This window comes from Agarivorans sp. (assembly GCF_050295395.1).
Taxonomy (GTDB): Bacteria; Pseudomonadota; Gammaproteobacteria; order Enterobacterales; family Celerinatantimonadaceae; genus Agarivorans.
In genome coordinates this window covers 1-8,460 of the sequence record NZ_JBNKPP010000191.1, presented here as the reverse complement: position 1 = coordinate 8,460, position 8,460 = coordinate 1, and the positions used below count along the sequence as shown (strand labels likewise).

Sequence of the window (8,460 nt, the reverse complement as noted above, 5' to 3'; positions counted from 1 at the left end):
AGCAAGCGGTCAAAGTACTTAAAGCGGTTGAAGCGCGTAACCCTGAAGTAAAATTTGAATTGAATGAAGCGCTATTTGGTGCGGTTGCTTACTTCGAAACGGGTAAATCTTTTCCAGCTGAAACCATGGCTATTTGTGATGAGGCGGATGCTATTCTAAAAGGCACTATCGGCCTAAATCACGAAGACTCTAAAAAGATCCCTGTTGATGAGCAGCCAGAGCGTGGCGCCTTGTTGCCGTTACGTCGTCGTTACAATACTTACGCTAACTTCCGCCCTGTATATTTACCACAAGAACTCGCTCACTTTTCACCACTTAAGCCTGAAGTCATTGGCGATGGCATCGATTTGATGATCATTCGCGAATTAGTGGGTGGCTTGTACTTCGGTGAGAAAGAAGTGGGTAAAGACGATAACGGTAAGCGCTATGTTCGTGAAGTTTTAGAATATGACGAAGACCAAATTCGCGCGATCCTAAAAGTAGGTTTTGAAACCGCCCAGCGTCGTAAGAAAGTATTGCACAACATTCACAAGAGCAACGTATTGAAGTCGAGCGTGCTTTGGAATGAAATTCTTGAAGAAGTAGCGGTTGACTACCCAGACGTAGAAGTGAAACACATTTTAGTTGATGCGGCAGCGACTTACCTATGTTTGAACCCAGGCCAATTCGACGTAATGGTGATGGAAAACATGTTTGGTGACATTTTAAGTGACCAAGGCGGCGGTATTTTGGGTTCGCTAGGCCTAATGCCTTCTGCCTGTGTTGGCCCAGAAAAATCTTACTACGAGCCTTCTCATGGCAGTGCGCCAGATATCGCCGGTAAGAACATTGCTAACCCATACTCAATGATTGGTTCAGTTGCCTTGATGCTAGAGATGAGCTTTGGCATGGAGCAAGAAGCGAAGAACCTATGGCACGCGATGAAGTCGGTATTTGCTAATGGCTACGGCACTCCAGATTTAGCCAAAGGTGAAGATGCCAAGCTTATCGATACCGATGCCTTCGGTGACATGGTGGTGGAAGAGCTTAATAAAACACCTCGCGGCTAAAATTTTTAGCACTAAAAAGCCAGCCTGCGGGCTGGTTTTTTGTTTCAGTTAGTGGGAACAATTCAATGAAGAAATCAACCAAACTGGTTACGGCCGGACGTGATAAAAAGTGGACACAAGGCTTGGTTAATCCACCGGTAAGCCGCGCTTCTACCGTGGTGTTCGACAGTGTCAAAGAAATGAAGCAAGCTACCGCGCAACGTCACGACAAAACCTTATTTTACGGACGCAGAGGCACCCAAACTCATTTTGCTTTTCAAGAAGCGATGGTTGAGATAGAAGGTGGCGAAGGCTGTGCTTTATATCCTTGTGGTACAGCGGCAATTAGCGGCGCCTTATTGTCTTTTCTCAAGCAGGGCGATCATCTATTGATGGTTGATACCGCCTATGAACCTACCCGCGATCTTTGTGATAAGTTGCTTAAAGGCTATGGCATCGAAACCACATATTACGACCCGATGATCGGCTCGGGTATCAGTGAGCTAATTCAAGGCAATACTAAGGTTATCTTTTTAGAGTCTCCCGGCTCTTTAACCATGGAAGTACAAGATAGCCCGGCGATTGTGGCGGCCGCTCGAGCGGCGGACCAAGATATTGTGGTCATGCTCGACAATACTTGGGCCTCTCCGCTTAACTTTAGCCCCTTTGATTTTGATATCGACATCTCTATTCAGGCGGCGACTAAGTACATAGTGGGCCACTCTGATGTGATGTTAGGTACCGCGGTGGCGAATAAGCGCTGCTGGGATCAACTACGTGAGAATTCTTACCTATTAGGTCAGTGTACTTCACCCGACGATATTTATCTGGCGATGCGTGGTTTGCGTACCCTAGGGGTGCGCTTAGCACAGCACCAAAAGAACGCCTTACAAGTGGCTCAATGGCTGGCTGAGCGCGATGAGGTTGACCATGTGCGTCATCCTGCCTTGGCAAGCTGTCCTGGACATGAGTTTTTCCAACGCGACTTTCAGGGCTCTAGCGGGCTGTTCTCTTTTGTGATGAAGGGGGGCAACCAACAAGCTCTAACAGCTTTACTCGATGGCATGCAGCACTTCAAGATGGGTTTTTCTTGGGGCGGATTTGAGAGCTTGATTATGGGCGTGAACGGAGTGGATAAGCTTCGCACTGCGACTCAGTGGCAAGCCGAAGGTACTTTGATTCGCGTTCATATTGGTTTGGAAGACCCAGCCGACTTAATCGAAGACTTAGCTGCGGGCATCGCTCGCTTTAGCCAACAGCTATAGTCTTTTGGCACAGTGATGGCCTTGCTGCTTAGCTACTCATTGTAGGCAAGTGGGCAAGGCTTTATTGTTTTCGGCCTTCGCCTGTTTAGTCTTTTTTCAGAGGCAGCCTGACACAAAACTCTACGCCGCTATTATCGGTAAAGTTTCTGGCGCTGATTTTCCCGCCATGAAACTCGGTGATTAGCCGAGCGATATATAAACCCAAGCCTAAGTGGGGTTTTTGTTGAGCTTGTTGGCTTCTAATTGACACCATCGACTCAAATATTTGTTCTACCATATTGTCTGGCAGGGTGGGGCCGTGGTTACTAATCAGTAATACCGCATCTTTATTATCTTGTTGAAAGCTTACCTTTATCGCTTTATCGGGCAGGCTAAATTCCATGGCGTTGGCCACTAATTTGTCCATTAATTGGGCAATATACTCCGGTACGCCGACAATCTTTAGTGTATTTGGGCTGATCTCGCAATCAAAGGCTTGCTCGGGATAGGTATATTGATAACCCTGCATGCAGCCGCTAATCACTTTGTTGAGCGGAAATTCGCTGGTTTCTGCGTGGGACAGGCTTTGCTCTAAGCGCGTGGCTTCACTCATATTGTTAAGGATGAGGTTTAAACGTTGCACGCCTTCTTGGGCGCGGTCAACGTACTTCTGGGTATCGTTATCCAAGCTTTGCAAGCTAAGGTGTTCTAAAGAAGAACGCACCACCGCCACCGGAGTACGCAGTTCATGAGATAGTCGTGATGACATGTTCTCTAGATAGTGGGTGTATTGGCTTAAGCGGCTCACAATATTGGCAAAACTACGCGATAAATCGCCAATTTCATCCTTATGTTTGGCGCCTTTAAAGGTGGCGGTAACTCGGCCTTGGCTATCAATGGCGCGTTCGGCTTGATCCCTAAGCTTGCGAATGCGGCTAGAAATACTGGAGGCAAACAAAAACAAGCTGAGGGTACCCGCAACCATCACGATCAGGATGATATTGAATAGCCGCTCTAAGGCGCGGTTACGCAGGGTTCTTATGCCGTTGGTGGTCTCTTCGGCAATGACTACCCCCATCACTTGATTGTCTATCCAAATTGGGCTGGCCGCTGCCAGTACCACGGCGCGTCCATCGGGAGTTAAACGCCAAGTGGAACCCAGTTTGCCGCTTAAGGCTTGCTGAATATGACTGCCTTTTAATTCAGTAGAGTCATGCAGTGAGTCAACAAAGTCTTGCGGCGGCTTGGTGAGAATTTTGTAATACAGCGGATGTAAGTAGCGTTGACTGAATTGGTTCCACCACGAGTCACTATCGTTACGGCTAAGGTCGCGCGCCCATATGCTTTGGCTATTGCGAATATCGCCAGATTTGGCCAGTACTCGACCATGTTTATCAACCACCCAAATGCGCGAACTGTTATGGCGCATGCCTTTAATGATGTTTTCAATTTCTGGGGAGGGGACCAATACCGTGCCGAGTTTATCCACACTATCAATGGCAGAGGTGCCCACGATAGAGCTTAAATGACGCTTGGGTCTGCGATTAACGTCATAAATAGAAAAGCCCAGCTTACTGCCCACCATAGTCAGTGGGATCCGCAGTTCAATGTTATAGCCCTTGTTTGTTTTGAGCCACTGGCCCTGTATTTTAAGTTCGGGGGTCACCGGTGTGTTTTGACTCGGATCCAGCGGTAGTTCAAAAGCGTTGATCCAGCCATCTTGCTTGGTGGCGACGATGTAGCGGCGAAACTGGCCATCGGGGGCAAGCGTGGCGATGGCTAAGTGGTCGTTATTATCTACGCTCAAGGTATTTTGGCCGCGATAAACCACATCTTGGTCTGTTACCTCAAAGTAGGCATAAAGGTAAGTGCCAAATTTGCCCACCATATGGGTGAACTCACTTTGTAAAGGCGTGTTAGGATCCGCTTGATAAATCACGTGGTCGGCAGCATAACGTAGCATGCGGTGTTGGTAGCTCTGCCAGTCATTAAGCTTACCATCGAGCAGAATCGGCCCAGATAAGGGATACGCATATAAATCGCGGCCTTTTTTCACCTGACTTAAGAAACTGGCTTGGCTATTAAATAGCTTAGGCCGCTCATGCAAGGCCGTGGCCAGCGCTTGGGTAGTGCCTTCTAAGGTTTTTTCTTGGCCTAGGCGTAAGTATTTTTCCATTTCCCAAACGTAGTGATAGCCCAGCCAAGGCAAGCAAAGTAGAAATAGCGAAAGGATGCAGACCTTAGCGCGTAGCCCAATAGGTAAAACGGGTAACATTAGGCGAGACTATCCCAGCGGTAACCCATGCCATACACCGTATCAATGCATTCGAAGTGTGGATCTACGGCAAGAAACTTTTTGCGGATCCTTTTTACATGGGAGGTGATGGTACTGTCATCAACGAAAATCTTGGCTTCGCTCATTAAGTCTTGGCGGCTGCGCACGTGACCAGGGCGTTTGGCAAGCGCATGGACCATCCAAAATTCGGTGACGGTGAGCTCGATGGCTTGTTGGTTCCATGTCACTTGCATGCGGTTTCCATCAATGGCTAAGGGCCCACGCGCCAGCAAGTTATTCTCTTCTATCGCGGCTCCGAGCAATTCTGAACGACGAAATAGCGCGGCGATCCTAGCCACTAAGTGAGGAAAGCTAATATCTTTAGTTAGGTAGTCATCGGCGCCTAAGCGTAAGCCGCAAACGGTATCAAAGTCGCTGTCTCGGGCGGTAAGAAAGATGATTGGCAGACTGCTAGACATGGCCCTTAGCGATTGGCATAAGGAAAAGCCGCCATCTATTTCATCTTCTAAACCAATATCAATAATGGCTAAATCGGGCAGGCGAGTAGTAAAGGCGGCTAGGGCATGGGGACGGTTAGCGTAAGCCTGAACACTATAACCCTGCTGTTCTAATACTTCTTTGTAGTTTTCCCGAATGGCGACTTCATCTTCGACAATAGCGATCCGTTTCATTGGTAGATTCATTCTCTAAGCTGCTGACCTGCCTAGACTATACATGATTTTTGAAGGCCTTTGGTGGCTTCGCGCAAATTGCCATTTTGTTGCCACAATTGATAAGCGAATTGCCATGTTTACTCCCCCTCCTCGCCATTTCAACTTGGTTTAATAGCCCTAACAAACGCTTTTAAGCAAACCAATTAATTTAATAGCAACAAGGACACTCTCATGAAAAAGCAATTATTGGCCATTACGGTAATCACTACTTTAGGTTTTGCAGGGCAAAGCATGGCTGTCGATGCCGTCTCACCAGCGCGAGACGGAACCAAACCGATGATCGGTTTTGGTTCTGGCGCAGCAGTAGGGGCACTAATTGGCGGGCCTGTAGGGGCGTTTATTGGCGGCTTTACCGGCGTATGGATTGGTAAGTCGGTGGCCGATGAGGAGGCCCTAGCTAGCCAGCAAGCCGAACTCCAACAGCAGCAACAGCAATTGCAAGTATTGGCTAAACGTAGTGCCAACTACGAGTCTTTAAGTGAGCAGCACTCTCGGCTAAATGCTCAGTTAAATCAGCTTAAAGCCGCGCAACAGCAGAAGTTAGATGAGCTGGCGATAGGCCTGAATGTGCAGTTTAAAACTGGCTCATCACTGATTGAACCACACTTTAAACAGCAACTTGATGACGTGGTTTATGCCATGAGCTTAGCGCCAGACTTGAAGCTCGACCTTGCGGGTTATGCCGATAGACAAGGTGATGCTAGTTATAACCAAGCCTTGTCGGAACAGCGTTTAGCCGAGGTGCGCCGTTATCTGATTGATAATGGTATTGATGCGTCACGGCTGCATTCGCGCGCCTTCGGTGATACCGCACCGCTGAACGCTGAAGCGAGTTTAGAGAATAACTTTTTTGACCGTCGAGTCACCTTAAAGTTGAGCTCTGAGCGTGGCATGTTGGCCGCACAATAAGCCTGCCAGCTAAGGGAGATAGCGCAATGAATATTCGGCTTTTAAGCGTAGGTGTGGGTTTATGTCGTGGCTTCTGCCTGGCAGGAGTTGCAAGTTTATTTTGGGCCACATCGAGTGGCTCTAGCCAAGCTGCTCAGTTAGAGCCGCCTTTACCCGAAGCAACGCAAATGGCCGGGCTACGTTACCTAGATGCCAATGGTCAGCCTCGATACAACTTACCCTTGCACAGTGAGGTAAAAATGCAGGTGGCGGGCTTAACTAACCGTGTGATGGTAAACCAAACTTTTGTTAACAATAGTGAAGATTGGATTGATGGTAGCTATATGTTCCCTCTACCGAATAATGCAGCAGTAGATAGTATGCAACTACTGATTGGTGAGCGCAAAATTGAAGGGCAAATTTTGCAAAAAAAACTAGCCAAAAAACGCTTTGATGAAGCCAAACAGCAAGGCAAGCGAGCCAGTTTAGTAGAGCAGTTACGGCCTAATATTTTTACCACTGCTGTCGCCAATTTGGCGCCGGGTGAGCACTTAAGTGTGACGATTAGTTACCAACAGCAAGTAGAGTATCAAGATGGGGTATTTAGTTTTCGCCTTCCCATGTTGGTTAACCCACGTTATACGCCGCCGCAAATATTTGCCGATAGCCATGCTCGGCTAAGTCATGGTGAAGCTGCGTTTAACTGGTCTTTTGCCTCGCTGTTGCAGCAACAACCTGAGTTTAACGCTAGCTCTGGCTGGCTCAAGCAGCAGCTTCAGTTGCTGCAACATAGTGCAGAGCTGTATGCGCGGGGGACAGATAACCGTGGCTTAAGCTTGGATCTCAATATCAATTTAAACCCTGGCTTTGAATTGGCGCGTTTAGACAGTCTGTATCATAAAATGACAAGCCTGACGCGCAGTGATGGCAGTATCGATATTCAAGTAGAGAATACCCTGCCCAATAAGGATTTTGTATTAAGTTGGCAGCCTATTGTAGGCGCGCGCCCTGAAGCGGCGCTGTATACTCAGCGCGGGCTTAGCCATTCTCAAGCCGAATCTGGGGCGCAGCATGATTATGCGCTACTGATGTTGATGCCGCCACAAGGGCAAGCGGCTGAGGCGCTGGAGTTGGCTCGCGAGTTGATTTTGGTGATAGATACTTCCGGCTCGATGTCTGGACAATCGATAAGCCAAGCACGCGAAGCTTTGCATGAGGCCTTGAGCGGTTTAAGCGCTAAAGACCGCTTCAATATTATTGAGTTTAATTCCTATGTTCGAGCTATGGCAACTCAACCCTTGGCGGTAAACGCCAGTAATTTGCGCCGCGCTAGAGCCTTTGTAAATAGTCTGCATGCTGATGGTGGTACCCAAATGTATCCAGCCATTGAAGCTGCCTTGGCCAGAACAGAGCAAGCTGAATCTTCGCCAGAAGCTCTGCGTCAGGTGATTTTTATTACCGATGGCGCAGTGAGTAATGAGCAGGCTTTATTTGATTTGATCCGCAACAATTTAGCCGACAGTCGCTTTTTTACCATCGGCATTGGCTCGGCCCCTAATTCACACTTTATGCAGCGAGCCGCTGAGTTGGGTAAGGGCACCTTTAGTTATATTGGTAAGCAATCCGAGGTGAAACAGCAAGTCACTGAGCTATTTAATAAAATTTCCCACCCGGTAGTGAGAGACATTAAGCTTCAATTTGCCGACGGTACGGTACCGGAGTATTGGCCAGTGAACATTCCCGATCTTTACTTAGGCCAGCCAGTAATGGTGAGTATGAAAATACCCAGTGGTTCGCAGCAGCAGGTCGTTGTGAGTGGTGAAATACAAGGCCAGTATTGGCAGCGTAGCTTAAACTTGCGCTCATCACAGCGCTCGGCAGGTTTAGACCTATTGTGGGCAAGGCAATATATTGCGGCTTTGGAGTTACATAAGAGCGCGGCGAATGAACGTCGCGTAGAGCAGCAAGTATTGGCATTGGCACTTAAGTATCACTTAGTGAGTTCACAAACTAGCTTAGTCGCAGTGGATGTCACTCCCCATAAACCGCAAGGTCTTGAGAGCTTACAGCACCGTGTTAGTAGCGGTATGCCAGACGGTTGGCTAAGGCCTGCGATGTTGCCGCAAACCGCCACTTCAAGCCGTCTAAGCTTGGCGTTAGGCGCTCTGCTAACCTTACTCAGCCTACTGGTTTATTACCTAACACGATATACCGCTCTAGTGCAGCGTTTTGCTGCTTAAACATAGGCATAGCGCCGCTTCATGGCACTTTGTTTAACCTAGAACCTATTC

At 48.1% G+C, this 8,460-nt stretch carries 6 protein-coding genes; 4 read left to right on the top strand and 2 right to left on the bottom strand.

What is annotated here, in order from left to right; translation table 11 throughout:
- A partial coding sequence (gene leuB, locus ACQY6Q_RS11160; RefSeq protein WP_427981409.1) for a 3-isopropylmalate dehydrogenase occupies nt 1-1,049 on the top strand: 1,049 nt, incomplete at its 5' end.
- Nucleotides 1,050-1,114: 65 nt separating this feature from the next.
- Nucleotides 1,115-2,293 (top strand): cystathionine beta-lyase, encoded by a 1,179-nt coding sequence (locus ACQY6Q_RS11155; RefSeq protein ID WP_427981407.1) that lies wholly within the window; start codon nt 1,115-1,117, stop codon nt 2,291-2,293.
- Nucleotides 2,294-2,378: 85 nt separating this feature from the next.
- Here the strand turns inward: ACQY6Q_RS11155 and pdsS are convergent, their stop codons facing one another.
- Both pdsS and pdsR read right to left on the bottom strand, forming a co-directional pair.
- The gene (gene pdsS, locus ACQY6Q_RS11150) at nt 2,379-4,547 is read right to left on the bottom strand and encodes a proteobacterial dedicated sortase system histidine kinase (protein ID WP_427981405.1); all 2,169 of its coding nucleotides are present in this window, start codon (nt 4,545-4,547) and stop codon (nt 2,379-2,381) included.
- Nucleotides 4,547-5,239, bottom strand: a complete 693-nt coding sequence (gene pdsR, locus ACQY6Q_RS11145) for a proteobacterial dedicated sortase system response regulator (protein ID WP_427981403.1) — start codon at nt 5,237-5,239, stop codon at nt 4,547-4,549. The genes pdsS and pdsR overlap by 1 nt, the downstream gene beginning before the upstream one ends.
- Nucleotides 5,240-5,452: 213 nt before the next feature.
- Here pdsR and pdsO point away from each other — a divergent pair, with 213 nt between their 5' ends.
- Together pdsO and ACQY6Q_RS11135 are read left to right on the top strand one after the other, a co-directional pair.
- Nucleotides 5,453-6,190, top strand: coding sequence for a sortase-associated OmpA-like protein PdsO (gene pdsO, locus ACQY6Q_RS11140; RefSeq protein ID WP_427981400.1), 738 nt, complete (start codon nt 5,453-5,455; stop codon nt 6,188-6,190).
- Nucleotides 6,191-6,216: 26 nt separating this feature from the next.
- A complete protein-coding gene (locus tag ACQY6Q_RS11135) occupies nt 6,217-8,409 on the top strand; it encodes a marine proteobacterial sortase target protein (RefSeq protein WP_427981398.1) in 2,193 nt (730 codons plus the stop codon).
- Nucleotides 8,410-8,460: the final 51 nt, after the last annotated feature.